General features: G+C 62.4%; 22 protein-coding genes. 2 read left to right on the top strand and 20 right to left on the bottom strand.

Going from position 1 to position 25,818, the window contains the following annotated elements:
• Positions 1 to 144: 144 nt before the first annotated feature.
• The 6 genes from C1725_RS08520 to C1725_RS08495 all read right to left on the bottom strand — a co-directional run bounded on the left by C1725_RS08520 (position 145) and on the right by C1725_RS08495 (position 6,283).
• Positions 145 to 1,155 carry a TRM11 family methyltransferase gene (locus C1725_RS08520; RefSeq protein WP_102411201.1) on the bottom strand — a complete coding sequence of 337 codons (1,011 nt, stop codon included), beginning with the start codon at positions 1,153 to 1,155 and terminating at the stop codon, positions 145 to 147.
• A gap of 77 nt (positions 1,156 to 1,232) precedes the next feature.
• Entirely contained in the window at positions 1,233 to 1,406 is a 174-nt protein-coding gene (rpsU, locus tag C1725_RS08515) for a 30S ribosomal protein S21 (protein WP_102411200.1), read from the bottom strand.
• A gap of 165 nt (positions 1,407 to 1,571) precedes the next feature.
• Positions 1,572 to 2,846, bottom strand: coding sequence for an FAD-dependent oxidoreductase (locus C1725_RS08510; protein WP_346026484.1), 1,275 nt, complete (start codon positions 2,844 to 2,846; stop codon positions 1,572 to 1,574).
• Between the two features lie 73 nt (positions 2,847 to 2,919).
• Entirely contained in the window at positions 2,920 to 4,428 is a 1,509-nt protein-coding gene (locus tag C1725_RS08505; RefSeq protein WP_102411198.1) for an extracellular solute-binding protein, read from the bottom strand.
• A 26-nt stretch (positions 4,429 to 4,454) separates the two neighbouring features.
• On the bottom strand, positions 4,455 to 5,348 hold the full coding sequence (locus tag C1725_RS08500) for a carbohydrate ABC transporter permease (protein WP_346026483.1): 894 nt from the start codon (positions 5,346 to 5,348) through the stop codon (positions 4,455 to 4,457).
• Positions 5,345 to 6,283 (bottom strand): ABC transporter permease subunit, encoded by a 939-nt coding sequence (locus C1725_RS08495; protein ID WP_102411196.1) that lies wholly within the window; start codon positions 6,281 to 6,283, stop codon positions 5,345 to 5,347. The genes C1725_RS08500 and C1725_RS08495 overlap by 4 nt, the downstream gene beginning before the upstream one ends.
• A 167-nt stretch (positions 6,284 to 6,450) precedes the next feature.
• Here C1725_RS08495 and C1725_RS08490 point away from each other — a divergent pair, with 167 nt between their 5' ends.
• Together C1725_RS08490 and C1725_RS08485 are read left to right on the top strand one after the other, a co-directional pair.
• Positions 6,451 to 7,149: a helix-turn-helix domain-containing protein gene (locus C1725_RS08490; protein WP_102411195.1), complete on the top strand. Its 699-nt coding sequence runs from the start codon at positions 6,451 to 6,453 to the stop codon at positions 7,147 to 7,149.
• 5 nt (positions 7,150 to 7,154) lie between these two features.
• A complete protein-coding gene (locus C1725_RS08485) occupies positions 7,155 to 8,891 on the top strand; it encodes a histidine kinase (RefSeq protein WP_102411194.1) in 1,737 nt (578 codons plus the stop codon).
• 19 nt (positions 8,892 to 8,910) lie between these two features.
• Here the strand turns inward: C1725_RS08485 and C1725_RS08480 are convergent, their stop codons facing one another.
• The 14 genes from C1725_RS08480 to C1725_RS08415 all read right to left on the bottom strand — a co-directional run bounded on the left by C1725_RS08480 (position 8,911) and on the right by C1725_RS08415 (position 25,802).
• Positions 8,911 to 9,789: an AAA family ATPase gene (locus C1725_RS08480; RefSeq protein WP_102411193.1), complete on the bottom strand. Its 879-nt coding sequence runs from the start codon at positions 9,787 to 9,789 to the stop codon at positions 8,911 to 8,913.
• A 313-nt stretch (positions 9,790 to 10,102) separates the two neighbouring features.
• Entirely contained in the window at positions 10,103 to 10,447 is a 345-nt protein-coding gene (locus tag C1725_RS08475) for an HIT domain-containing protein (protein ID WP_102411192.1), read from the bottom strand.
• 33 nt (positions 10,448 to 10,480) lie between these two features.
• Positions 10,481 to 11,776 (bottom strand): tRNA (N(6)-L-threonylcarbamoyladenosine(37)-C(2))-methylthiotransferase MtaB, encoded by a 1,296-nt coding sequence (gene mtaB, locus C1725_RS08470; RefSeq protein WP_102411191.1) that lies wholly within the window; start codon positions 11,774 to 11,776, stop codon positions 10,481 to 10,483.
• Between the two features lie 4 nt (positions 11,777 to 11,780).
• A complete protein-coding gene (locus C1725_RS08465; RefSeq protein WP_102411190.1) occupies positions 11,781 to 12,515 on the bottom strand; it encodes a 16S rRNA (uracil(1498)-N(3))-methyltransferase in 735 nt (244 codons plus the stop codon).
• A gap of 24 nt (positions 12,516 to 12,539) precedes the next feature.
• Entirely contained in the window at positions 12,540 to 13,484 is a 945-nt protein-coding gene (prmA, locus tag C1725_RS08460; RefSeq protein WP_102411189.1) for a 50S ribosomal protein L11 methyltransferase, read from the bottom strand.
• A gap of 61 nt (positions 13,485 to 13,545) precedes the next feature.
• Complete coding sequence (dnaJ, locus tag C1725_RS08455; RefSeq protein WP_102411188.1) at positions 13,546 to 14,679, bottom strand: molecular chaperone DnaJ; 1,134 nt, start codon at positions 14,677 to 14,679, stop codon at positions 13,546 to 13,548.
• A gap of 81 nt (positions 14,680 to 14,760) precedes the next feature.
• Entirely contained in the window at positions 14,761 to 16,593 is a 1,833-nt protein-coding gene (dnaK, locus tag C1725_RS08450; protein WP_102411187.1) for a molecular chaperone DnaK, read from the bottom strand.
• A 77-nt stretch (positions 16,594 to 16,670) separates the two neighbouring features.
• Positions 16,671 to 17,357 (bottom strand): nucleotide exchange factor GrpE, encoded by a 687-nt coding sequence (grpE, locus tag C1725_RS08445; protein ID WP_102411186.1) that lies wholly within the window; start codon positions 17,355 to 17,357, stop codon positions 16,671 to 16,673.
• Positions 17,354 to 18,391: a heat-inducible transcriptional repressor HrcA gene (hrcA, locus tag C1725_RS08440; RefSeq protein WP_346026482.1), complete on the bottom strand. Its 1,038-nt coding sequence runs from the start codon at positions 18,389 to 18,391 to the stop codon at positions 17,354 to 17,356. The genes grpE and hrcA overlap by 4 nt, the downstream gene beginning before the upstream one ends.
• Before the next feature lie 133 nt (positions 18,392 to 18,524).
• Positions 18,525 to 19,685, bottom strand: a complete 1,161-nt coding sequence (gene hemW, locus C1725_RS08435; RefSeq protein WP_102411184.1) for a radical SAM family heme chaperone HemW — start codon at positions 19,683 to 19,685, stop codon at positions 18,525 to 18,527.
• A gap of 1 nt (position 19,686) precedes the next feature.
• Positions 19,687 to 21,489 carry a translation elongation factor 4 gene (gene lepA / locus C1725_RS08430; RefSeq protein ID WP_102411183.1) on the bottom strand — a complete coding sequence of 601 codons (1,803 nt, stop codon included), beginning with the start codon at positions 21,487 to 21,489 and terminating at the stop codon, positions 19,687 to 19,689.
• Between the two features lie 217 nt (positions 21,490 to 21,706).
• Positions 21,707 to 22,561, bottom strand: a complete 855-nt coding sequence (locus C1725_RS08425; protein ID WP_102411182.1) for a lysoplasmalogenase family protein — start codon at positions 22,559 to 22,561, stop codon at positions 21,707 to 21,709.
• Between the two features lie 194 nt (positions 22,562 to 22,755).
• A complete protein-coding gene (locus C1725_RS08420; RefSeq protein WP_102411181.1) occupies positions 22,756 to 24,348 on the bottom strand; it encodes a DUF4340 domain-containing protein in 1,593 nt (530 codons plus the stop codon).
• The gene (locus C1725_RS08415; RefSeq protein ID WP_102411180.1) at positions 24,348 to 25,802 is read right to left on the bottom strand and encodes a Gldg family protein; all 1,455 of its coding nucleotides are present in this window, start codon (positions 25,800 to 25,802) and stop codon (positions 24,348 to 24,350) included. Before C1725_RS08415 ends, C1725_RS08420 begins: the two co-directional genes overlap by 1 nt.
• Positions 25,803 to 25,818 lie beyond the last annotated feature (16 nt).

Below are 25,818 nucleotides of genomic sequence, written 5' to 3'. Positions count from 1 at the left end.
GGCCGGAAAGGTGAGGCGCGGCGCAGGTCACGGAAGACGGCGGCCAGTGCCTCGTCCCCCCATATGCGCGCTGAAGCTTGAAGTTGGTATCAACATGTCACAGCTATTGTATGCCGAAAGGAGCCGATCTATACGCTCATGCGTTTACGCTTTTTTTGCGATCACCACGTCGCGGTTTACCGCCTGTTCGACCCAGTGCTCCAGCGTCTCAAAAACGCCCCCCTCCGCCACCGTGAACCCGGCTGCTGAAAGAGCCTTTGCGACGCCGGTGCGGCGGGTGACGTAGGTATTGAACGAAACCGCCAGCGCTCCGCCGGGCGCGAGCGCGCCGTACCACGCGGGCGCGGCCTTTTCGAGCAGCGAAAGGATGCTGACGCCCTTGCCCGCCGGGCCGTGCTGCACGCCGTAGGGCAGGTCCGCCGCCATGAGATGCACGCTGCCGGGCCGCAGCAGCACGTCCAGGTCGCGCGTGTCGCCCTGAATGAGCCTGAGCGTGCGCGTGTCCCCTTCCTTAAAATGCTCGGGCGTATCGGCAAACACGAATTTGGATTCGCGACCGCCGGTCTTGCCGCGAACGGTGAGCGTCCCCTCCGTGCGCCGGTGCTTGAGGCGGTGAAATTCCAGGTAGCGGCAGGTAAAGTCGTCCGCCTCCTTGATGGCCGCCTTGTCCGCGTCCACGCCGGAGGCATTCCAGCCTCGGCGGAGCGCCAGATACAGCGCCGTCCCCTTGCCGCAGAGCGGATCGCAGAAGGTCAGCTTCGCGTCGCTCTTCAGGGCAAAAGCGCTTTGCGTCAGCGCCATGCTCAGCAGCGTATCCGTGAACATCTCGTTCGTCTTGCCCTTGTACTTGAGCAGGCCGGGCATGTCCTCCCCGACATAGGAAGGGTGCGTGCGGGCGAGCGGTACAAACGCCTCGCCTTCCCTGCGCGCCATCAGATACACGCCCGCCTGCTGCGACAGGAGCGCCCATTCACGCTGGGAAAAGGCTTCCGTCTCAAAGCACAGAAAGGGCGCGCCGCCGATTTCCTCGCTTCTCACGTCGATGCTGCGGCCCATCGTGGCGAGCATCATGCAAAGCTCCGCCTTAGCGAGCTGCAAAAGCGACGCGCGGTAGCGCGCGTTGGGGTGCGGATAGAGCAAAAATGCGTACTGCATAGAGAACCTCCGATTCAAATGAGCCGATGACAGCAAAAGACTCCATCGAAAAGACGATGGAGTCTTGGATGCGAAGCTTAGTACTTGCGCTTACGGGCTGCCTCAGCCTTCTTCTTGCGCTTAACGCTGGGCTTTTCGTAATGCTCTCTCTTTCTGACCTCAGCGATGACGCCGGAACGAGCGCATGAACGCTTAAATCTCCTCAGAGCGCTTTCCAGGGATTCATTCTCCCGAACTCGGATCTCAGACATGGTGTTATCCCTCCCCTCCGCTCATCTCGACGAACACATCCGATACGATTTGGAACGGATGGTAACCGTGCACTTTATTATAACGCACTCGGGGATATTCGTCAACCACAAATCCAAATTCTTGCCCGTAATTATTTTAAAGCCCTGCTGCGGCGTCCGCGCGCATCAGCTTTCATTCCCGAATGCGTAACCTCTGCTTAGCATCTGCGCGTGCACCGCCCGTCCGTCCGTATCCGCCGCCCGTCCAGCGCGAAGGGAGGCAAGGGCCACGCCGACGGCCTCCCCCAGCGCGCAGGCCGTACAGGTCGTGCGGTATGCCGAGTGCGAAAGAAAGTCGCCGCTGATACACCGGCCGGTCAGGAAAAGGTTGTCCGCATCGCGCGGGATGAGGCTGCGCATCGGAATGGAAAAAGGCCTGAACCGGAGATTTTGTTCTTCCTTTGGGGGCACGTAATCCGGCGCGAGCTTGTGCACGTCGATCGAAAAATGAACCGGCGACACGGCGTCCTCGAACTGCCGTCCGGCCAGCGCGTCCCTTGCGGTCACCTCATAAAGCCCGTGAACGCGCCGGTTGTCTCGCAGGCCGAGCTGCTCCGCAGTCTGCACGAGCGTAAACTGCTCCCAACCCGGGCGGCGCCTGAGCGCTTCGACCGCACGGCCAATCTCCGCGCGCGCCTCTAACGTGCCCCGCGTAACGGAAAAGTCGTCCCGCGCATCCACGTCGTACTGGTGATTGATCGCCAGCTTGAACACGCGGCCTTGCGGAGCCAGCCGGAAGAGCAGCGGCATCGGGTACGTGCAATCCACCCCCATCTCCAGCAGCAGCGCCTTGAGCCGCCGCTTGACCTCACGGTTGTGGATGTCGCTTTGCCACTGCGCCTCCGGCACGCCGGTGACCAGCGCCTCGAGGCTTGCCGGCTGCTGTCTGCCGCTTTCCTCATGACCGATGTCATACCCGCATCCCGCAAGGCTGGCAAGCGTGCCGTGGCCGGTGCCGTCCACGAACCAGTCCGCGGTAAACGCCTGAGACGTCATGCCGTCCGCGAGCACCGCCGCAATGCGCCTGCCCTCCATCCGCACGTCGGTGACGCGGGCGTAGAGCAGCGTCTGAACGCCCGCATCGAACGCGAGACGCTCCAGAAGCCGCTTCATCGACTCGATGTCGTACGTGTAACTGGCCCCGTCTACCCACTGTGCCTGACGCCTTGCCGTCAGCTCGTCCACGATTTCACGCGGGAGTCCGCCCTTCCCGGGCATGTCCAGCGAAATGCCCATCAGTCCGCCCGTCCAGTACCCGCCCAGGCAGCCCGCGCTGTCGATGAGCAGCACGCGCTTGCCCAGCCGGGCCGCCGTGATCGCCGCCGCACAGCCGCCCGGCCCCGCGCCGCAAACGATTACGTCGTAATGCCCGCCGTCTTTTACGTTCCGTACGAATTGCATCGCACCCATCCTTCCGTTTAAAGAGGCCGGGAGGAGCTTTCCCTTTCAGGAAGGCGCCCCCCGCGAACCGTCTTTACTTCATGATGCCCGCTTCCTTCAGCGTTTGCGCGCCCATGTCGATGTACTGCTGCAGGCCGTAGGTCTTGTACAGGGTATCCGCAAAATCCGCAAACGTATCCAGCGCGCGCGTTCCGTAAATGAAGCGCGTCGTCTCCTCAGACACATAGCGAATCAAATCCGACTTGTTAAGGCCCTCCGGGATGCCTACATACTTGTTGTAGCAGTTTACCCGGTCGAGATCGCGCGCGAACTGAATGGCCTCCTGGCAGGTCGGAAACTTCGTGCTCAGATAGGTGATCTCGTCTCGCCCCATCACCTGGTGCTGCCAGGCGTAGCTGACCTCACCGATCCTGTCCGTCGGCACGACCGCGCCATCCGCGCCGTAATCGAAGTGTACGCCCTTGATGCCGTAGCAAACGAGGTCGAGCCCTTCGCCCGCGGTGATATAGTCGAGGTATTCGAGAACGCGCTTCAGCTTATCCGGCTCGTCCGCCAAATCCGCGGACAGCACCCATCCGCTCGTCGCGTAGCCCGGGATTTCGTAGCAGGAATCGTACGCGCCCGCAGGCCCGGTCACGTCGGGAATCTGAATCCACTCGGCGTCCGGCGTCATCTCCCTCAGCGTCTGATCGTACGGGGGCTTGACAAATTCCGCCCAGGAGAAGTACATCATGCCCACCTGGTTGCGGTAAACCTTTTCGCGCACAGCGTCAAAGGAGGTCATGAGCATCATGTCCGGATCGACCGCACCGGTTGCGATAAAATCCGCAATCCAGGCGAGCGCGTCTCGGTACGCGTCCGTCGCGGCGGAGTAAACCAACTCGCCCTTCTCGTTCAGAATATAGTGGCTGCTGCCCACGCCAAAGGCCCCCAGCAGCGGGTTGAGCGCGTAATGATCGCTGGTGTTTTCCACGCCGCCCAGGCCGGTATAGCCGTAGGTGTCGTTTACGCCGTTCCCATCCGGGTCCTGCGTAGCAAAGGCGATGGCTGTCTGCTTAAGCTCTTCCAGCGTCGTGGGGACGGGCAGGTTCAGCGCGTCCAGCCAGTCCTTGCGAATCCACAGGCTGTCGTAGCTCTTGACGATTTCCTTCTTATTGCCCTTGAGGAAGTACAGGTGACCGTCGACGCGCAGCGTCGGGTCGGACAAAATGTCCGGGTACTGCACAAGCATGTTGGGCATGGATTCCACGTAGTCCTCGATAGGCAGCAGCAGGTCCTGATCCAGGAAGGCGCTGAACTGCGCCGAGGAAACCTTCATGATGTCCGGCGTATTGCCGCTGGCCACCTCCAAGTTCAGCTTGCTTTCGTACTCGCTCGTGATGACGTTCATCTGCAGGTCGATATTGAACTTTTCTTCCAGCACCTTCAGGATGTCGTCGCTCTCGTCCGGCTGGCGGCCCTGGCTGGAGCTCTGATAGGTCACGACCGTGTAAGGGACGCTGCGATCCGCCTCCGCCAGAGCGGGCAGGACGCACGCCGGCAGCAGCGTCAGGGCCAACAGCACCGAGATAAGTTTTCGCATGGGGAAACCTCCTTTTTTGTAGGGCCTCAGCCCTTTACTCCTCCCAGCATCATGCCTTGGGTGAAGTACTTTTGCAGAAATGGATAGACGATCACCACCGGCAGCGCGGAAAGCACCACCGCCGCCTGCTTCATCGCCTGGCTGGCCGCGGTCACGTCGGGGTTGACCTCCTCCAGCGTGGATTGCGCTTCGTTCAGGATTCCGCGCAGCACGACCTGCAGCGGCTGCAAATCCGCGTTGCGCACGTAGTAAAGCGCCGGGAAGAAGCAGTTCCAGTGCCCTACGCCGTACATCAGGATCACCGTGGCCAGCACGGGCTTGGACAGGGGCATGATGACCCGAAACAGGATCGTCATCTCGCCCGCGCCGTCGATGCGCGCCGCCTCCACGTAAGAGTCGTCCAGCGACTGAAAGAAAGAACGAACGATCGTCATGTCGTAAATCGAAATCAGGTACGGCAGGATCATGGCCCAGGTGGTGTTCATGATGCCTGTCTGGCGCACGACGTAAAACGTCGGGATCAGCCCGCCGGAAAACAGCATCGGGAAGAGCGCGAACAGCGTAAAAAACTTTCGGCAGGGCATTTCCCGGCGGCTGAGCGGGTAGGCGAACATCGCGGTCGTCAGGATGTTCAGCGCCGTGCCGAACAGCGTCAGATACAGCGTCACCCCAAACGCCTTGGGGACCGCCGGGTTTGTGAGGAACTGCACGTAGCCGTCCAGGCTGACGGGACTGGGCAGCAGCACGAAGCCTGCGCTCTTGATGTACTGCGTATAGCTCGTAAAGGAGAGCGCAACCACGTAATAGAGCGGAAAGGCGATCAACAGGCCGAACGCGGCCAGCACGACCCACGTTACGACGTCGAAGGCCTCCAGCCGGGCGCGCTTCTTACCGGTGCCGCGCATTCTTCCGGCGTTCACCACAGCGATTCCTCCCATCTCCGGGCGATGGCGTTCACCCCGACCACCAGCACCGTGCTGATGACCGATTTAAACAGACCCACGGCCGTCGCCGTCGCATAGTTGAGTTGTTCCAGGCCCGTGCGATACACCCAGGTATCGATGATGTCGGCGACGGAATACACCTGCGTATTGTACAGATTGTAAATCTGGTCGAAACCCGCGTCCATGACGCTGCCCAGGCGCAAAATCAGCATGATGATGATCGTCGGACGGATACAGGCGAGCGTCACGTGCCATACGCGCTGCAGGCGGCTGGCGCCGTCGATCTCCGCCGCCTCGTAAAGGCCGGGGTCGATGCCCGCGATGGCCGCGAGGTAGACGATCGCCCCCCATCCCGAGCTCTTCCACACGTCCGTAAAGATTAGGAGCGGCTGAAAGAGCGTCGTGCTCGTAAGCACGGGGATCGTATTCAGCCCCGCCGCCCGCCGCATGACGTTCATCAGCCCGGAACTTTCCGAAAACAGCGCGTAAATCACGCCGTAAATGATGACCCAGGAGAGAAAGTGCGGCAGGTACGTCACCGTTTGAATCGTGCGCTTGAACCGTTCGCTGCGCACCTCGCTGAGAAGAACGGCCAAGACGATGCAGGAAAGCGTACCGATGACGAGCTTCATGAGGCTGATGGAAACCGTATTGCCCAGCACCTGCGCGCAGTAGGGCGAGCTGAAAAAAGCGTCGAAGTTCTTAAAGAGCGGATCTGCCCACGGCGAACCTAAAATGCCCTTTTTGATTTTGAAGTTTTTAAAGGCAATCAAAACGCCGTACATGGGGTAATACTTGTAAATCAAAAAAAAGAGAATGCCGGGCACGCTCATCAGCAGCAGTGATTTTTGATAGCTTCGCAGCTTCCTGCGCTTCCCGGCTGTGCGCTCCCTTGCAGGCCGATCGATCATCTTGTCATCCCCCCGTGTCCTTATTTTCGCAAAAGAAGGCGGGCATCGCAAGAATAACGACCAACGAAAAAAGCAGATAATCAACGAACGCGCGCGCCTCGCTTTACGTTTCGTGCAAAACATGCCATAATATTGTAAGGAAAAGCATCGAAGAGCGAGGGATCGACATGGCGCTGCTGAAGGTAATGTGCATAGACGACGACCTGCCCATTCTCAAGGGACTGCGCGCCTTCCCCTGGGAAAAGTATCATTGCCGCTGGGTCGCAGAGGCCTGCGACGGCAAAAGCGCGCTGGAGCAGCTTCCCGGGCTGCGTCCGGATCTGATTCTGGTGGATATCTGCATGCCCGTGCTGGATGGTCTGAGTTTCATAAGCCTTGCGCGCGGGCTGGTGCCGGACGCGCGGTTCGTCATTCTTTCCGCGCACTGCGACTTTGAATACGCGCGCCGCGCCATGCGCTTTGGCGTAACCGAATACCTGACGAAGGGCGAATACAGCGACGAAGAACTGGGCGAGGTGCTGCTGCGATTCACCAAGCCGGAAGCGCATTCCGCCTATCGTTACGAGGTGGAACGCACGCTTCGCACAATAGAATCGCGCCTCGGTGAAGACCTGACGCTGGAAAGCGTCGCCGAGGAGGTGGGGATGTCGCCCAACTACCTCGGCAGCCTCTTTTATCAGCAGACCGGGGTGCGCTTTCGCGACCATCTGACCGCGCTTCGCATGAAGCGCGCCCGGGAGCTGCTGCTCCACACGCCCCTTAAGATATACGAAGTGTCCCAGCAGGTGGGCATTCAAAATCCGCAGTACTTCACCGCGCTGTTTCAAAAGGCGTACGGGATGACCCCGGGCCAGCTAAGGAAGTGACGACCATGCCCCGCACCCTCTCCGCCAAACTGGCGCTCCTGTCCATCCTGCTTTCCCTGCTGCTGCTGGCAAGCTGGATATTCTGGTGCTTTCACGACACAAAACAGGCGCTGTTGACGCAAAAAAAGCAGGACATCTCGATCCTGCTCGACCGTACGGCGGACTACGTGCGGCTCTATTCCGAGGGGCTCAACGCGAATCTACTCGCGCTGTCCAGCTCGCTGGAGGTCATGGAGCCCAGCGCGACGCGGATTCAAAAGGCGCTCAGCGGCTTTCAGAGCAGCAACCCCGGCAAGGTGCTCTCCGTCGCTTGCATCACGGAAGGCGGCGACGTCTACTGCAACCGCACCGCAGCTTATGAAATCTTCGGCCGGGACTACTTTCAGCCCTTTTACGACGAGGTCGCCGCCTCGACCTATCAGGGGCTTCGCTGGTCCGAGCCATATATCTCGCCGCTGACGCTGGACCGCACCGTCGCCCTCTACAAACCGGTACGCCTGGGCGATGAAAGCGCCGCCGTCGTCATGGAGATCAACCTGCGGACGATGCTCTCCTCCATCCTGCGCGCCACCAACGATGCCTCGCTCACCTGGTGCGTCCTATCCGGCGAGGGGCGGCTCATCGCCACCAGCGACGATTACACCACCGTCTCCTCCAGCTACAAGCAGATTCCCCGTGAGCTCCTGGAGGACGAGCTCATCTCGCTCGCGGCGCTGCCTATGGGCGCAGAGTCCTGCCGCATCGGCGGCAGCGATTATCTGTTTTTTCGCCGCACCCACCTATGCATGGACTGGACGCTGATGGCGCTGGCACAGCAGCACGCACTGCAAAAGGCGGTGTCGCCCCTGCTCACACGAACGCTCCTCATGGGCACGCTGCACCTGCTGCTGCTCACCGCGCTTCTGGCGCTGCTGGCCCATCGCTACACCCGGCCCATCGTACGCATGGCGGCGCGGATACAAAGCTCCGACAATCCTCTCGACCTTTCTCTCGCGGACAGCATGCGCCGCAGCGATGAGACCGGCGTTCTTGCCCGCAGCATCGACGACATGATCGGCCGCGTCAAACGGTTGAACGCGGAACAGCAGGTCATTTTAAAGCAGCAGCGCCTGTTGGAAATCGACGTCCTTCAGGGCCAGATTCACCCGCATTTTTTGGGCAACACCCTCGCCTGCATACAAAGTCTCGTCAAGGACGGCCGCTCAGACGACGCGCTGAAAGCGCTGACCGCGCTTTGCAGGCTGCTCAACTACAGCATTGCCCGCACCGACGAAACCGCCGTTCTGAAGGACGAGCTCGCCTGCGCGCAGGCTTACGTGGCGCTGCGGCGCATGCGCGCCTCTTACCCTTTCGAGTACAGCGTCTACGTGCCCGCCGCACATATGGAGCATCCCGTTCCGCGCCTGATTCTTCAGCCCATCATCGAAAATTCGATCGTGCACGGTTTCGCAGCGTTGGGCCGCCCGGGCACGATCGTGGTGACGAGCTATGAGCAGGAGGGAAAGCTTTTCCTATGCATCGACGACGACGGGATTGGCGCGCCGGAGCGGCGTCTTGCCTCCGTCGCCGCAGGGTCCGTCGTTCCCTCCGCCCACGCGCACGGCATCGGCGTCAACAACGTCTTTAAGCGCCTTCGTCTGAACGATCCCGGCGCCAACGCCTGCCGGATTCTTTCAAAGCGCGAGGGCGGCGTACGCGTCATCCTGGATTTAGGGCCCTATAGCCCGGAACGCCGCCCTTAGCATCGCCCGCCGCAGGCGTTCAGAATGGGTCCGACACGTCCCGCTCAAACGCCGCCCGATGTCGCATGAAGAAGTCGTAATACGTGCGCACGCTCTCAAGCTCCGTCCAGCATTTGAGGGCGGCAGGCCGGGCGTCCAGATCGTAAATCTTCGCGCCCCGCATCGAAAGCAGGAAGGGCGAGTGCGTGGAGATGACCAGCTGGCAGCCTGCATAGCGCGCCGATTCCTCCAGGAAATCCGCCAGCTCGATCTGCCGCGCGGCGGACAGGCTGTTTTCCGGCTCGTCGAGCAGGTAGAGCGCATCCTCGCGGACCCGCTGGCGAAAGAAGAAGCTCGCGCTCTCGCCGTTAGACTGCTCGCGCACGTTGTCCATCAGCTGCTCGCGGACAAAGGAAGACTGCGTTCGCCTGCGCGCGCTGTTCTGGCGCTTGAGCGCATCGTAATCGTCTAGCGAACGCACCCGCACCGAGGAATGGCGCGCCGCCGTGTGTTCGTGAAAGAGCTCCTCTTTCTTCCGGTCGATGCCCTCGTTGAGGCTGCGCACGCTCAGCATGTAGTCGAACACGTCGTCGCTGGTGACGATGCGGCTCTCCGATGAAACCGGGTTTTCCAGCCACACGCGGCAAAGATCCACGTAGTCTTCAAAGAAGTTGCTCCTGTTAAAGGGCGTCTCGCGCAAAAGGCGCAGCTTTTCGGCGATCACGTTCAGCACGGTCGTCTTTCCGGAGCCGTTGCCTCCGTAAAGGATCGTGATGGGCTCGAAGCTCAGCTGCGAAAGGCCCGCGGCGGTGAGCACGCCGAAGGGATACATCGTGTTATAGCAGGTTCGCTTGACGCCCATGCGAAAGTTCCACTCCGCGTCCGCGTCTGGGAATGCGATGCTCTCCAGATAGACCACCGGGCCGCCTCCTTTTCATACTCCTTTTCTGCGCGCAGGACGAGCGTTCGTCCTGCATGACATTCCGCCTGTCCTTTGACGATGATAAGCGCGCAGGCCCTGTGGTTGAACATGCCCTGCCCGGTCTGAAACGCAATATCCATTTCTTTCTTCATCGCTAAATGAAAGCCATTTGATTTTATCATTATAGTACGCCGTCTTGTCCCCGTAAAGCAAAAAGGCAAATCCCCTCTGCGTCAGAGACGCGAAAGGGATTTGCCGCCTTAGCGTAGCATTCCAAATTGTTCGGGCGAGCCGGGAACCTTGCGGCCGTTCAGCCCATCTTTCCTTCGAGCGGCCTGCCGCCGAGGATGTGCACATGCAGGTGCCGGACGCTCTGCTGCGCGTCCGCTCCGCAGTTGGTCACGAGGCGAAAACCGTTCTCCGCAAGCCCCAGCTCGCCCGCGACCTTCGCCGCCGTGCGCAGCAGCTTCGCCAGAAACGCGTCGCTCTCGCCCTGCGCCGCGTAGACATCGCTCACGTGCTTTTTGGGAATCACCAGCACGTGCACGGGGGCCTGCGGCGCGATGTCGTAAAAGGCCAGCACCTCGTCGTCCTCATACGCCTTCTTCGAGGGGATCTCGCCCGCGGCGATCTTACAAAACAGGCAGTCTTCCACTTTCAAGCACTCCTTTACCGGGCCTTCGCCCGTTTATTCCTCCGCTATCCGCGCGATCAGCCCGTCCTCCGCCGCGCTTTCCACAATCACGTCCCGCACGTCGCCCGGGCAGGCGATGCCCGACGCGCGCACGTGCACATAGGTATCCGTGTAGCCGGTGAGCATTCCCTGCGCATCCCGCTCTTCAAAGAGCACGCGCTTTCGCGCCCCGACCTGCTCCAGCAGGTAATTCTGCGAGAGCTCCTTGCCCAGCGCGATCAGCCGCCGCGCGCGCTCCTCCCGAACGTGCCGGGGCACGCTGCCCTCCATCGCCGCGGCGGGCGTGCCCTCGCGCTCGGAATAAGGAAACACGTGGATGCGCGAAAAGCCCGCTGCGCGCACGGTCGCCATCGTCTCCTCGAACTCCTGCTCCGTCTCGCCTGGAAAACCCGTCATCACGTCCGTGGTGAGCGCGCAGCCGGGGAACGCCTCCCGCAGCATTCGGCACGCCGCCAGGTATTCGCCCGACGTGTAGCGCCTGCGCATGCGGGCAAGCACCGCGTCGCTGCCGCTTTGCAGCGCGAGATGAAACTGCGGGCAGACCTTGGGCATGGCCCGCAGCGCCCTTACGAATTCCTCCGTCACGATCACGGGCTCGAGAGAACCCAGCCGGATACGAAGCGCGCCCTGCGCGTCGTGCGCGGCGCGTATGGCATCCGAAAGCGTGGCGCCGTCCTTCAAATCGCGCCCGTAGCTCGTCAGATGAATGCCCGTCAGCACGAGCTCGCGAAAGCCCGCCGCGCACAGCTCGTCTGCCTCACGGCGGATTTCCTCCAGCGGACGGGAGCGGATCGGCCCCCGCACGTAAGGAATGATGCAGTAGGCGCAGTAGCGGTCGCAGCCCTCCTGGATCTTCATCGTCGCGCGTGTGTGTCCCTCGTGCGCGTGCACCGTGAGCGCCTCAAACGGCGCGCGGCGCAGGCCCTCCACCGCGATCAACGTTTCCCCTGATTCCTCCGCCTCGCGCAGCAGCTCCACGACCTCGCCGCGCCGCTGCGTGCCCAGAATGAGCCGCACGCCCGGCAGCCTGAGCGTCTGCGCCGCGCGCTGGGCGAGGCAGCCCGTGACCACGATGTGCGCCTCGGGATTTTTGCGCGCGCACCGCCGAATGGCCTGCATGGACTTCTTGTCGCCCGTGCCGGTCACCGTGCAGGTGTTGATCACGTAAACGTCCGCCAGGCCGTCGAAGGGGACGACCTCATAGCCGGCCTCCTGAAACCGCTCCAGCATCGCCTGCGTGTCGTATTGGTTCACCTTGCAGCCCAAGGTGTGAAATGCCACTTTGCTCATGTCCTCACTCCATCTGCCCGGAAAGGCACAGCGCCATCGTCAGCGCGGCCATGCCCGCCGTCTCCGTGCGCAGAATGCGCGGGCCCAGCGTCACGGGGCGCGCGCCGCGTTCCGCCAGCCATGCGACCTCCTCCTTCGTCATGCCGCCCTCCGGCCCGATGACGATGGCGATGCGCTGGGCATTCGTCTCGCGAATCGCGGCGCGGATGCCGCCCTCCCGCGCCTCCTCCCAGGGAACGAGCACGAGGTCGTAATCCTCCGACAGTGGCCGCGCCAGCCCCGCGAGCGGCTGCGGCGCGGAAACCTCGGGCACGCGCGCCCGGCCGCACTGCTTGGCCGCTTCGCGCGCGATGCGCTGCCAGCGCTCCTGCTTCTTCGCGCCGTCCTTTCCAGACAGCTGCACGACGCAGCGCTCCATCTGCACGGGCACGACCGCATACACGCCCAGCTCCGTACACTTTTGCAGGATAAATTCCATCTTTTCGGCCTTGGGAAGGCCCTGAAAGAGCGTCACGCGCACGTTCGGCTCGTGATCCGGCAGCGTCGAAAGAACCTCGGCGCTCACGCTCTCTTTGGATACCTCCGTCAGCCGCGCCGCGTAGCGGCAAAGGCCGTCGAGCAGCTCCACCTCGTCGCCGGGCGCAAGGCGCAAAACGCGCGCGGCGTGCTGCGCGTCCCCGGCCTCAAGCCGCGCCGTACTTCCCTGGATGCCGTCTTCGTCCACAAAAAAGCGGTGCATAGCTTCCCCTTCTCGGATTGTTTTTTACGCGGCCTTCGCCGCCAGGCAGACCCACTCGCCCTTCTCGATGCGATGATCTACCGCGTATCCCGCCGCCTTCAGCGCGCGCTGCACGTCCTCCTCGCGCTCTTTGATGATGCCCGAGCAGATGAACACGCCGCCCGCGCGCACGTGCGCCTTCGCCGGGCCGCACAGCGCGCAGATCACGTCCGCGATGATGTTGGCGACCACCACGTCCGCGATCTCGTCCGCTTCCTTGAGCAGGTCGCCCGCCTGCGCGCGCACGACCGCCTGCATCTCGTTCTTCTGAATGTTTTCCTTCGCGACCTCCACGGCCTTTTCATCCAGATCGATGGCGAGCACGTCCCGCGCGCCCAGCATCGCCGCCGCGATGGCGAGGATGCCCGTGCCCGTGCCCACGTCGATGCACGAATCGCCCGCGCGCACGTAGCGCTCCAGCATCTGCATGCACATGAAGGTCGTCTCGTGCGTGCCCGTGCCGAAGGCCATGCCGGGGTCCATCTCGATCACCAGATCGCCCGGCTGCGCTTCATACGGCTCCCAGGAAGGCTTCACCACGATGCGCTCGCCCGCACGGAAGGGCTTGTAGTACTTCTTCCAGTTCTCGGCCCAGTCCTGCTCGTGCACCGTCTCGCGCGTGAGCTCAAGGCTGCCCAGGTCAAACCCCAGCTCCATGCCCCTCAGCGCGTCCAGCCGCGCCCTGACGAACGACAGCGCCTCCGGCGTCGACGCCCCGTCTTCAAAATAGGCCTTGACGAGTACGTCTTCCGACATGTTGTCCAGTATGTGCTCGTCCAGCATGTCCCACATACCCTCCGGCTTTTGCGCGTTCAGCACGTCGCTGCGATCCTCGATGCTCGTGCCCGTCGCCCCCGCGCTCATCAGGAGCTCGGAGACGATGTCCGCGCCCTCCGTCGTGGTGTGAACGACCGCTTCCATCCAATCCATCTTTCGTCCTCCTAGACGCGACGAAACGCCGAAAGGCAAAACCCTTCAGCGATTCGCTCGTTTACTTGTTAAAGCTGTCCCGCACGCGGTCGAAGAACGACTTGCGGCCCTCGTACTCCTTGCCGGTCAGGGAATCCTCAAACTGGCGCAGCAGGTCCTTCTGCTTGTCGGAGAGGCGCTTGGGCACCTCCACGCGCACCTTGATGAACAGGTCGCCCTTGCCGCTCGAGCGCAGCTGCTGGATGCCCTGGCCGCGAATGCGAAGCACCGTATCGTTCTGCGTGCCCTCGGGAATGTTATACTTGACCGACCCCTCCAGCGTGGGCACGTCGATTTCACCGCCCAGCGCCGCCTGCGTAAAGGAAATCGGAATCTCGCAGTGCAGGTCGAAATGATCGCGCTTAAAGAGCTTGTGCGGGCGCACGTTGATGTAGACGTACAGGTCGCCCGCGGGGCCGCCGCGAAGTCCCGGCTCGCCCTGGCCGCTCATGGGGAGCACCTGGCCGTTGTCGATGCCCGCCGGAATTTTGATGGTCGCCGTGCGCATCACGCGCACGCGGCCCTGGCCCGCGCACTTGGGGCACTTGTCCGCGATGATCTTGCCCGAGCCGCCGCAGGTGGAGCAGGTGCGCATGTTGACCACCTGGCCGAACAGCGACTGCGTGGTCACCTTCATCTGGCCGCTGCCGCCGCAGGTCGGGCAGGTCTTGGGCTGCGTGCCTGCGCGCGCGCCCGTGCCGCCGCACGCCTCGCAGTTTTCGTTGCGCTGGAACTTAAACTCCTTTTTGCAGCCAAAGGCCGCTTCCTCAAACGTCAGCGTCAGGTCGTAGCGAAGGTCCTGTCCGCGCTCCGGGCCGTTTCTGCGGCGCTGGCCGCCGCCCTCCGCGCCGTTGAAGAAGAAATCGAAGATGCTGTCGAAGCCCTGGCCGCCAAAGCCGCTGAAATCGCCGTAGCCTGCGCCGCCCATGTTCGGCCCCTCGTGGCCGAACTGGTCGTAACGCGCGCGCTTATTGCTGTCGGAGAGCACCTCGTAGGCTTCGTTAACCTCCTTGAAGCGCTCCTCCGCATCCTTGTCGTCGGGGTGCAGGTCGGGGTGATTTTCCTTTGCCAGCTTGCGGTACGCCTTTTTGATCTCGTCGTCCGTAGCGTTCTTCTGAACCCCGAGCACCTCGTAATAATCTCTTTTCGTAGCCACAGTCCTCACCGTCCAATCCTAGGATACGTCATTTGCCGCCGCCATGCGATATGGCGGCGGCCGATGGCGTTTGATGTTCGATTAATGGACGTCGTAGTCGGTGTCTACGTGGCCGTCCTGCGTATCCGCGCCGCCCTGCGCGCCCGCGCCGGCATCCGGACCCGGCTGGCCGGCGCTCTGCTGTTGCTGCTGATAGATCTTGCCGAAGATCTCGTACACCTTCTGCGTGAAGGTCTCCTGCGCGGCCTTGATCTGTTCCACGTCGTTCGACTCGCGCACCTTCTTGAAGGCGTCCAGCTCGCTCTGCACGGTCGCCTTGTCCTCGTCCGTCAGCTTATCGCCCAGATCCTTGAGCTGCTTTTCGACCTCGAAGACCATGCTGTCCGCCCGGTTGAGGGTTTCGACCTCTTCCTTCTTCTTCTTGTCCTCGGCGGCAAACTGCTCCGCTTCCTTCACGCGCTGGTTGATCTCGTCCTCCGTCAGGTTGGTGGAGGCGGTGATCGTCACCTTCTGCTCGTTGCCCGTGCCCAGGTCCTTGGCGCTGACGTTCACGATGCCGTTGCGATCGATGTTGAAGGTAACCTCGATCTGCGGCACGCCGCGCGGCGCGGGGGCAATGCCGGTCAACTGGAAACGGCCCAACGTCTTGTTGCCCGCGGCCATCTCGCGCTCGCCCTGCAGCACGTGCACTTCGACGCTCGTCTGTCCGTCGGCGGCGGTGGAGAAGATCTGCGACTTGGTGGTCGGGATGGTGGTGTTGCGGTCGATCAGGCGCGTGAACACGCCGCCCATCGTCTCAATGCCCAGGGACAGCGGCGTCACGTCCAGCAGCAGCACGTCCTTGACCTCGCCGCCGAGCACGCCGCCCTGAATCGCAGCGCCCAGCGCCACGCACTCGTCCGGGTTGATGTTCTTGTAGGGGTCCTTGCCGGTGATCTTCTTGACGGCGTCCTGCACCGCCGGGATGCGGGTAGAGCCGCCGACGAGGATCACGCGGTCGATCTGCGAGGCGGAGAGGCCCGCGTCGCTCAGCGCGCGCTGCACCGGCTGCAAGGTCGCGTCCACCAGATCGCGGGTCAGCTCGTCGAACTTCGCGCGGGTGAGGGTCATGTCCAGGTGCTTGGGGCCGGTCGCGTCCGCCGTGATGAACGGCAGGTTGATGTTGGTGCTCATGACGCCGGAAAGCTCGATCTTCGCCTTCTCGGCAGCCTCCTTCAGGCGCTGCAGCGCCATGCGGTCGGCCTTGAGGTCGATGCCGTTCTCGCGCTTGAACTCGCTGGCGAGGTAATCGATGATGCGCTGGTCGAAGTCGTCGCCGCCCAGACGGGTGTTGCCGTTGGTGGCCAGCACCTCGAACACGCCGTCGCCGATCTCCAGAATGGAGACGTCGAACGTGCCGCCGCCCAGGTCGTACACGAGGATCTTGTGGTTGTCGTCCTTGTCGAGGCCGTAGGCCAGCGAAGCGGCCGTCGGCTCGTTGATGATGCGCATGACCTCCAGGCCCGCGATGCGGCCCGCGTCCTTGGTGGCCTGGCGCTGGCTGTCGGAGAAGTAAGCCGGCACGGTGATGACCGCCTGCGTGACCGTCTCGCCCAGGTACGCTTCCGCGTCGGCCTTGAGCTTTTGCAGGATCATCGCGGAAATATCCTGCGGCGTGTAGGCCTTGCCGTCGATATCCACCTTGTAGTTGGTGCCCATCTCGCGCTTGATCGAAATGATGGTGCGGTCCGGGTTGGTGACGGCCTGACGCTTCGCCACCTGACCGCAGAGGCGCTCGCCGTTCTTGGCGAACGCGACGACGGAAGGCGTGGTGCGCGCGCCCTCAGCGTTGGGGATGACCGTCGCCTCGCCGCCTTCCATGACGGCTACACAGCTGTTCGTGGTACCCAGGTCAATGCCGATAATCTTTCCCATAATGATTTCCTCCTAGCCTAGATGAATCACTTGTTTGTGTGAGTTTTTCGTAAATCAAGAATGTATGTGATCAGGCTTCAGCCTGCGACCACCTTGACCATCGCGTGGCGAATCACGCGCGTCCCGACCTTATAGCCTTTTTGGAGCACAAGGCAAACCGTGCCCGGCTCGCCCTCGTCCTCCGCGCCTTGCAGCACCGCGTTTTCAAGCTCCGGGTCGAAAACCTCTCCCGCGCGGTCGATCACCTCGACGCCGAGCTTTTGCAGCGTCTCCCAAAGCCCCCGGTGCACGAGCTCCACCCCGCTCTTCAGGGGCGATTCCTCTTCCCCGGCGGATGCGAGCGCCCGCTCGATGTTGTCGAGCACGGGCAGCAGCTTTTCCACGGTATCCCGCTTGCCCTCTTCGTATGCCTCCGCGCGCACCGCGGTGTTGCGGCGGCGGTAGTTGTCAAAGTCGGCCTGCACGCGCTGGGCGAGGTTCAGGTACTCCTCGCACTTCGCGAGCGCGTCCGCAAGCTGCTTTTCCGCCTCCTGCCCGGCGGCTTCCTGCTCCTCTGCGCTCTCCTGCGCGGGCTCCTCCGTCTTAGGTACCTCTTCCTCCAGCAGCTCCTTGCTTACGTTCTCTTCGTTCATCGTCTTGCCCTTTCTTTTGCGGTCCTGCGACCATTGCCGTATCCGTTCTTTTTGAACGTCCGCCTGCTTCTTAATCCCGTCTACCACGCCGGCGCTCTTCTTTGAGCCGTCGTTCCCGCTCTTCTTTTTCATTTCTTGTCCTGCCCGGAAAGCATCTCCATCAGAGACTTTCCCATGTAATCAAGCGCTGAGATCACCCGGTTATACTGCATGCGCGTGGGGCCGATGATGCCGATGGTGTTCACCTTGCCGTTAGCGAGCCGGTATGTCGCCGTGACGACGGAGCAGTCCTTCGTCTCGGGCAGCCCGGTTTCCGGGCCGATGCGGATCGAAAACTCCATCTGCGTGCCGCCCGACAGCAGCCGGATCACCTTTTCCTTTGTTTCCAGCACGCTCAGCAGGCTTCTCGCCTTTTCCACATCGCTGTACTCGGGATAGTCCAGCAGGTTGGACGTGCCGCCGACCACCAGGTCCGTGTGGTCGCCCGGTTCCCCGCTCTCGCGGATCGTATCCAGCATGCCGCTGAGCAGCTCGCCCTGATCCCGAAACTCCGCGCCGATTCCTTCCAAAATCGCCTGCACCTGGCTCATCTTGCAGCCCGCGAGCCGCTCGGTCAGCATGCGGGAAACCCGGTACAGATCGTCCGTGCTCATGCCAGGGCTGATGTGCATCGGCGTCTGCTTGATGACCCCGGCATCCGTCACCAGAATCAAAAGCGCCATGCCCTCCGTCACCGGCACCAGCTGCAGATGGCGCAGCTTCAGGTTTTCCTCCTCCGGCTGGCGCGTCATGATGACCGAGGTATAATGCGTCACGCTGGAAAGCGCCTGCGCCGCGCGCTCGGCCACGTCCTCCACCTGGCGCACGCGCCGGTCGAAGAACTGGCTGATGACCTTCGCCTCCTCCGGGGTCAGCGGGGTGCGCTTCATCAGCTGATCTACGTACAGCCTGTACGCCTTGTACGAGGGCACGCGGCCCGCCGACGTGTGCGGCGAATCCAGATAACCCAGCTCCTCCAGATCGCTCATTTCATTGCGAATGGTCGCCGAGGACAAGCTCTGCTCGTACTTGCGCGAGATCGTTCGAGAACCTACGGGCAGCGCCGTGACGATGTAGTCGTCGATGATCGCCTGCAGAATTCTGAATTTTCGCTCGACAAGATCCACGATTCATCACCTTTCCTTCGGGTTGTTAGCACTCTCAAAGGTCGAGTGCTAACCAACGTGATAAAAATAGCACTCCTTTGCGCTTTTGTCAAGGTGTTTGGAAGCATTTTTTGAACTTTTTGACCTTTTTTGATTAAAAACCGCTTTTGGGTGCTTCAAAGTCCATCAGTTCCACCAGCACGGCGTTCTGCACGTCCATGCCGCGGCGCGTCAAGCGCAAAAAATCCCCTTCCCAGATGAGCAGCCCCGCGTCTATGAGGCGCGTCAGCTTCTCGCCCCAGCACGCCTGCGGCGTCACGTGAAAGTCGCGCGCAAAGCGCGAGCCGTCCATGCCGCGCGTGAGGCGCAGGCCCAGCATCGCCCGCTCGAACATGCGATCCTTTACCGTAAGCGACTCGCAGGAATCCTGCGGGCTCTCCCCGGCGCGGACGGCGGAAAGGTACGTGCCCATGTGGGCAGTATTGCCAAAACGGCGCTCTTCCATGTAGCTGTGCGCCGCGAGCCCCACGCCCAGGTACGGCGCGCACGTCCAATAGACCAGATTGTGCCGGCATTCAAAGCCCGGCCGCGCAAAGTTGGAAAGCTCGTATTGGCAAAGTCCAGCCCGCTTCGCGGCCCGAATCGCCGCTTCGTACATCTCCCGCTCCGCGTCCTCGTCCGGCAGGGGCGGAAGGTTCCCTTCCGAAAGGGAAATGGCCAGGCGCGTGCCCTCCTCCACGATCAGCGCGTAGCAGGAAAGGTGCTTAGGCGAAAGGTCGAGCGCCCGCTCGAGCGTCTCCTGCCAGTCCGTCTTCGTCTGCCCCGGCAGGCCGTAGATGAGGTCGAGGTTGATGTTTTCAAAGCCCGCAGCGCGCGCCATGCGAACGCCCTCCTGCACGTCATGCAGGCGATGGATGCGTCCCAGCGTCTTTAAAAGCCCGTCCTGCGCGGCCTGCATGCCCAGCGACAGGCGGTTCACGCCCGCCGCGCGGTAGGCCGCCAGGCTTTCTGCCGTCAGCGTGCCGGGGTTCCCCTCCATCGTGATCTCCGCGTCCGCGGCAAAGGGAAAGCACGAGCGCGCGGCGTCCAGCAGTGCCCCGACCTGCGCGCCCGAAAGCAGCGTGGGCGTGCCCCCGCCGAGGAAGACCGTCCTCGCCCTGCATGCGGGAAAGCGCTCCGCCTGAGCGCGAAGCTCGAGCGAGAGCGCTTCCATGTACGTCTGCGCGTGGGAAAGCATCCCCGGGTAGGAGGCGAAGTCACAGTAGGCGCACTTCTTCACGCAAAAGGGGATGTGGATGTAAAGCCCGATGTCCATGTCAGTCCATCTTCAGAACGGTCATGAACGCCTCGCTGGGCACCTCGACGGAGCCGAGCTGGCGCATGCGCTTCTTGCCTTCCTTCTGTTTTTCCAGCAGCTTCTTCTTGCGCGAGATGTCGCCGCCGTAGCACTTGGCCAGCACGTCCTTGCGCAGCGCCTTCACCGTCTCACGGGCGATGACCTTGCCGCCGATCGCCGCCTGAATCGGGATCTCGAAGAGCTGACGCGGGATGACGTCCTTGAGCTTTTCCGCGATGGAGCGGCCGCGGCCATAGGCCTTTTCGCGGTGCACGATCATCGAGAGCGCATCGCACACGTCGCTGTTGAGCAGGATGTCCAGCTTCACCAGGTCGCTGGGCTCGTAGCCCGCCAGCTCGTAATCGTAGGAGGCATAGCCGCGCGTGCGGCTCTTGATCTGGTCGAAGAAGTCGAAGATGATCTCGCCCAGCGGCAGGATGTATTGAAGCCTGACGCGCGTGCCCTCGTACTGCATGTCCTTGAAGACGCCGCGCTTGTCCTGGCAAAGCTCCATGAGCGTGCCGACGTACTCCTGCGGGGTGTGGATGTAGGCGCGCACCACCGGCTCCTCCATCTCCTCGATCTCGCCCGCGGGCGGCAGGTTGGAGGGGTTGTCGCAGGTGACGATCGTGCCGTCCATCTTGTGCACCTTGTAGTTTACGCTCGGCGCGGTGGTGATGATGTCCAGGTCGAACTCGCGCTCCAGCCGCTCCTGGATGATCTCCATGTGCAGCAGCCCCAGAAAGCCGCAGCGGAAGCCGAAGCCCAGCGCCACGGACGTCTCCGGCTCGAAGGAAAGCGAGGCGTCGTTGAGACGCAGCTTCTCCAGCGCGTCCCGCAGGTTGTCGTAATCCGCGCCGTCCGTCGGGTAGATGCCGCAGAAGACCATGGGGTTCACCTGCCGGTAGCCCGGCAGGGGCTCCGCCGCCGGGTTTTCCGCGTCGGTAATCGTGTCGCCCACGCGCGTGTCGCGAACGTCCTTGATGGAGGCGGCCACGTAGCCGACGTCGCCGGGCAGCAGCTCGCTCACCGGGGAATAGCCCGGGCGGAACACGCCGACCTCCACCACGTCGAACTCCACGCCGCCCTGCATCATGCGGATGCGCATGCCCGCCTTGACGCTGCCCTCCACCACGCGCACGAAGCAGATGGCGCCCCTGTAGTTGTCGTAAAAGGAATCGAAGATCAGCGCGCGAAGCGGCTTGTCCTCGTCGCCCGCCGGCGCCGGGACGTAGTTCACCACCGCCTCCAGCACGTCGTCGATGCCCAGCCCCACCTTGGCGCTGACCAGCGGCGCATAGGAGGCGTCCAGGCCGATGACGTCCTCGATTTCCCCGCGCACCTCCTCCGGCTGAGCGCTGGGCAGGTCGATCTTGTTGATCACCGGCACGATCTCCAGGTCGTGCTCCAGCGCCATGTAGACGTTGGCCAGCGTCTGCGCCTCAATGCCCTGCGTCGCGTCCACGACCAGCAGCGCCCCTTCGCAGGCCGCCAACGCGCGCGACACCTCGTAGGTGAAGTCGACGTGGCCGGGGGTGTCGATGAGGTTGAGCGTGTATTCCTCGCCGTCCTTGGCCGTATAACGCATGTGTACGGCCTTGGACTTGATCGTGATGCCGCGCTCGCGCTCCAGCTCCATGCTGTCCAGGATCTGCTCCACCATCTCGCGCTTTTCAAAGACGCCGGTTCTCTCCAGCAGCCGGTCGGCCAGCGTGGACTTGCCGTGGTCGATGTGCGCGATGATGCAGAAATTGCGAATGTGAGAAAGCCTGTCCTGACTCAAAAACCATTCCTCCGTAAGCGGACTTGCCGCATGCATTCCTAATCTATTATCTTAGCGGATTTTAAAGAGAAATGCAAGAAAAAATCAGGGAAGAGCGCCCCGCCCCCCGAACGCAGGCGACTCCCGCGTCTTCGGAGAGGCCCTCGCAGGCTCAGGCGTTCGGTTGAGCGATTTAAAAAGGAACGGCGGCGCAAACCCTCGTCCCTTTTCTGTGCAGTTAAACCCCTGCCGAGAGGAGCCACACGCCCGCGATGAGCAGCGCCTGCGCGGGCGCGTACAGCGTCCAGATCGCGAGATCCGGGTACTTCAACCGCAGCGAGCCGAAGCTGTTGAGCGCGATCAGGGTATCGCTGACGTAAAACAGGAGGCCGCCCAGCAGCATCGTGCTCCCGCGCAGGGGGTGCGCCACGAACAGGGCGCAGGCGCTCGCGGCCATCAGGCTCACCACCACGCTGTAAAAGAGCGCGCCGACGCGCAGCGCAAGCATCTGCGCGGGATTTTGCAAAATGGTGCAGGCCCAGATGACGATGCCCGCAACCACGAAGACGGCGATGAATCCGCAGACTACGAAAAGGCTCTGCGCGCCCAACGCGTAGCCCAGGCGCAGAAACAGCGTGGTGTAGCAGACCTGCGCGCCGAAAAAGGCCGCCATCCCCCACAGAAAATACTGACGGATGCCGTGTGTCACGGGCGGATACTGCATCAGCAGCGCGTCGCCCAGCCAGGAGAAGCCCATCGCCGCGCAGCACAGCGCGGTAAATCGATTCGGGCAGTTGACGTAGGCGAAAAGCGCGAACATCAAAAGGCCGGAAGTGACGGCGATCTTGACCGTCATCATGCGTCCTTCGATCCTCTCGAGCGTTTCGCGGCGCTTTTTCTTCGCCTCGCGCCGCCTTGCCTCCACATCGCCGATGGTGACCCGGTCCAGCTGTTCGGAGACGAACTCGTCCGGGCTGCTCTTTTGTATGGACGCGCATACGTGCCTGATCCTGGCAAAGGCGGCTTCCCATGCGCTCCGCCCGGGCGTGCGTTTTCGTTTCGGTTTCTCAGGGTTTTGCTCAGGGTTCTCCACGCCGATCCCTCCCGTTCCCGCGCAAAATCTTCGCACCTCTATTGTAGCCTGCCTTGGCCGCGCAGGCAAGGAAAAAGTATGCGCGCACGCGCACGTTTCATGCCGGTCCCTCTAAAACGTTCCGGAGAGGCGCTCTGAAATACGAAGGGCGGCGCCGCGTCCGCGGTCAGGGGGTTCGCTGCGCCGCCTTTTCCTCACTCCGTTTCCTTTGAAGCGCCGATCGCCTCAAACAGCTCCGTCAGCGCTTCCACGTCGCGGCGGTTTACCAGCATGTCCTCGCGGCCCGCGAACGACGCGCGGTAGAAGCTGCTGTCGTACGTGTAAAGCGTCAGCGTGAGGCTCGGGTACCGGGCGCTGCTCTGATCAAAAATCACCGTCATGAATACGCTGCCGATGTCACTGGAATCCGTGTAAGCCTCCGCCTGCAGCAGGTTCAGGCGGTTTATGAACCCGCTGAACTGTGCGCTTTCGATTTCCTCCGCGCCCAATCGGTAGGCGGTGTTCTTTTTCAGGATGCCTTCCTCGTCCCGCACAGGCGAGCGATCCACGTCGATCACCTTGGTCACGCCGCCGGATGAAACCGTCAGGCGATTGACCCGTTCCGCTTCCACAAGGCAAACGGAATCGTCCCGCAGGTCTTCCGGCAAAAGCTCCGCCAGCGCCTGCGCATAGCTGGACGACACGCTGAAGATGCGCCGGGAGCCGCTGTGGCGCAGGTAGCTGTTTCCGTCCGCGTCCGGCGCGCTCACCCATACGGTGAGGCGCTTTACGTGGGTCACGTCGTAGTCGCGCTCCGCCCCGTCCTCCTCGGCCGCCTGCCATTGGGCGACGCGGCCGGCTGTCTCCGCGGGCGTTTCCTCCACCCGCCAGTCGTCCAGCAGGCCGTACTTTTGAAGGTTTGTCAGTTCCGTCAGCGCCCGCACTTGCAGACGTTCCTGCGCATCCAGCGCCATCCGCGTGCTCTGCGTATACGTCACCTCAAGCGTCGCGGCGGGATCGTCCAGCCCAAAGCGCGCGAGGTCCTCGTGCGCTGCGTCGTAGCGCACGGTGCCCAGGCACACGGCGCCCAGCGCTTCTTCGACGGCGTTCTCTGCGGCCTGCGCGCTGACCGGCGCCAAACCGTCCAGCGTCTGCTCAAACCACGTGTAGGCCGAAGTATAAGCGGTCGGCGATCCTTGGGGCAGATGCAGAAGCGTCCGTGTTTGCCCATCCGCCGCGACGGTCACGCGCTCCACGCTGTCGGCGGCGATCTCCGGGAATTCCTCGGCCTCGATCCGGTCGTACCGCGCCGTCAGGAAGGGCATGACCGCGCTGGAGGAAACGGTATAAATCTCGTCGAGTCCCTCCACGCGCACGTAATACAGACCGGTCGTCTTGTTCTTATCGCCGATTTGCAGCGTCAATTCTGTGCCCTGCGCGTCGCGCGCGGTCACGGTGCACTGCGGATCGTCCAGCCCGTATTCGGACAGCTCGCCCGTCACGCTGCGCTCCGACTGCATGTTTGAAAGCGCCCCGGCCATCTCCTCGGCATAGCTTGCGTCCAGCGGGAAGGCGGGGTCCTCCGCATCCACCCAGCGGCTGTCCGCGCGCAGAAGGCTCGTGCGCTCGCCAAGAAACGTCACGTCCAGCCACTCCACGTCCTCAAGCGCGGCGACGGTCGCCGCCTCTTCCTCCGTCTCCTGTCGCGCCGCCGTCTGGGACTCGCTATAGTGCGAGAGGAGCGCGCTGCCTGACGAGAGGAGCACCAGCATCAGGCACAGCACAAGCAGCCTTTTTCCCTTGCTCATTACCGCTTCCTCCTCCGAACGCACACGACGATGCCGACGGACAGCACGAGCAGAGGCAAAATCACGGTGATGATGGTGCTGATGAGGCTGGCTTCGCCGCTGGGAATGGTCAAGTACGACGCGCTCAGGCTCTTGGCGCGAATAGAGATGTTGTTTTCCCGCTCGCACATCCAGTTCAGCGCGTTTAGGAACAGGTCCTCGTTGCCGCCGGATACCATCTGGTTTACCGACTGGTCGAGGAACTGTGAAGTCGAGAACCACACGAGGCGCATCTCGCCGGCGTCCACCGTCTCCGACACGGCCACCGCGACGGAGAACGGGCCTTCCACGTCGCCGTCTTCCTTTTCCAGGGTCGTGGCGTTATACGGATCCAGCTTGCTGTAGGCGCTGTCCGTGGTGGTGAGCAGATCGGTGACCGTGAGCGAGCTGCGGTAGGCGTCCAGCCTGCGAATGCCGTGCGCAAGCGGCATCAGCGCGTACAGGCGGCCTTCCGTCAGGGGATCGGTGATCTCATGGCTCTCTATTTCAGGCAGCAGGTAGTGCGTGTAGCCGCGCAGGCAATAGTTCATGTCCTGCTCCACGACGATGCCGTCCTGTGCGGCGACGCCGTAATTTTCGGTGATGCGCGCGAGGTTTGGCATGGCCTTGTCCGAATAATCCGTGACGAGCATGAGCTTTCCGCCGCTCTCCATGTAAGCGAGAACCCTGTCGGCCTCCTCCGAGCTCAGGTCGGTGGTGGGCGCGCAGATGAGCAGGCTGTCCGCGTCCTCCGGCACGGCTTCCAGGGACAACAGGCTCAGATCTTTCAGCTCGATGTTCTCCTTGGCGACAGCCTCGGAAAGCCAGGCGTCCAGCTCCTTTTCCCCGTGACCGGTCAGCGCGTAAAGCACCGGCAGGTCGTCGCTCGTCACGTAATCGATGGCGCCGGTGATCGCGCCCTCACCGTCGAAGGAGACGTCGTAGCTGCCCGTATAGTAATAGGAGGAATAGTCGTAAACATAGATTTCGCTGTAACCGACGACGCTGAAGCGCTCGCCGCTCTCTACGATCACACTGTTTTCCGCGAGCGATGTGCTCTGATATTTCTCCAGGCGCTTGGGGTATACGACGGGATCCAGCGTCTCCACCGTGACGCGGTCGCTGAGCGCGGCATACCGCCTGAGCAGTTCCATAAGGGTAACATCCTCGTTCCCGCTCTGGGCCACGAGCGTGAGCGTCACGTCCTTCGCCAGCGCGCCCACGATGCTCTCGCTTCTCTCGCCCAACGTGTAAAGCTTTTCCGGCGTCGTGTCGATCTTGGTGTAGGTCGTGGGAATCTGCTGGACAAACAGGTTGAGCGCCACGATCACCGCCGCCACCACGAGGGACAGGACGACGCTGTAACCGCCGCTGCGAAATGCGCGCGTCTTGAACAGCCCTTTCTTGCCGGACTTTTTCGTAGCTTCGTTCTTCATGTTTTCCCCTCCTTTC

Source organism: Beduinella massiliensis (assembly GCF_900199405.1).
GTDB lineage: Bacteria > Bacillota > Clostridia > Christensenellales > Aristaeellaceae > Beduinella > Beduinella massiliensis.
This window is presented reverse-complemented; position numbering and strand designations above follow the sequence as displayed.